We start from the raw sequence: 1,110 nt of genomic DNA, 5'->3' as shown, positions 1-1,110 counted from the left end.
CCAGTGCACGTAGTCCGAGAGCTTGGCCCGTAGCTCGCGCGTCGTGCCGAACGTCTCGCGGTGGACGAGCTCGGCCTTCAGTATCCTGTTGGTCGACTCGTCGACGGCGTTGTCGTAGGGGCAGCCTTTGGCCGACAGCGACCTCTCTATGCCGAAGGCCTCGAGCATCAGGTCGATCTCGGCGTTGTCGAACTCGCTGCCGCGGTCCGTGTGGAATACCTCGATGTCCGAGATGGGGAAGGAGAGCGTCGCGAACGCCGACTTGACCAGCCGGGCGTCCTTCCTGGGCCCGGCGGAGTGACCGACGATCTCCCTGTTGTAGAGGTCGACGAGCAGGCAGACGTAGTTCCACGAGGCCCCGACGCGCACGTAGGTCAGGTCGCTGCATATATGGGTGCGCGGCGCCCTGCCGCCGAAGCCGCGCGCGACGACGTTGGGCACGTCGGCCTCGTTGACCGCCCCGGGGTGCACCTTGAACCTCTTCCTGCCGTATGCGCTGACCAGGCCGTTCTCCCTCATGATGCGGCAGACCCGGCGCCGGCTGACGGTGACGCCCGACCTCTCGAGCGACGCCTTTATCTTGCGCGAGCCGTACCGGCCCTTGCTGGCGGCGTGGGCCGCGACCACGGCCGGCGCGGCGGGGTCCGGCGCGTCGGGCCGGTCGGCCCGCGAGCGCATGGAGTAGTACGTCGACCTCGCGACGCCGAGGAGCCTGCACTGCGCTGATATGGGGTAGCGGCCCTCGTTGGCCGCTATGGCCCTCACTTTCGAGCGTATATCAGCGCCGCTTGTTTTAAGACGTCGACCTCCATCCGGAGCCTGCGGTTCTCGCGCTCGAGCTCCAGGATCCGGTTCTGCTCGGGCGTGCGGTTGTCCGCGGCGCGCGGCGAGCCGGTCGCGTTTATCGACTTGATCCACCTCTCCACGGTGCTCTTGCCGAGGTCGTACTCGTCCATGATCTCGCGCTTGGGCTTGCCGGCGTTGTAGAGGTCGACTATCTGCCTCTTGAACTCGTCGGTGAAATGCCTCGGGTGCCTGGGGTCCCTCATATACGGCCCTCCCGTCTCTCGCGCCCCTCCCGGAACTGTCCACATCAGTGTAGCCAATCCA

The 1,110-nt window shown here is 66.5% G+C and carries 2 protein-coding genes; both read right to left on the bottom strand.

Annotated features, from left to right (window positions below; translation table 11 throughout):
* Window positions 1-765, bottom strand: a 765-nt coding sequence (locus PMX21_RS10020) for an IS3 family transposase (protein WP_271759293.1), incomplete at its 3' end; no start/stop codon positions are given.
* On the bottom strand, window positions 762-1,110 hold a 349-nt coding region (locus tag PMX21_RS10015; protein WP_271759292.1), incomplete at its 5' end, for a transposase. The genes PMX21_RS10020 and PMX21_RS10015, both read right to left, overlap by 4 nt.

This window comes from Collinsella aerofaciens, assembly GCF_028209885.1.
Taxonomy (GTDB): Bacteria; Actinomycetota; Coriobacteriia; order Coriobacteriales; family Coriobacteriaceae; genus Collinsella; species Collinsella aerofaciens_BA.
The sequence above is the reverse complement of the archived record's forward strand: the minus strand, read 5'-3'. Positions and strand labels throughout refer to the sequence as shown.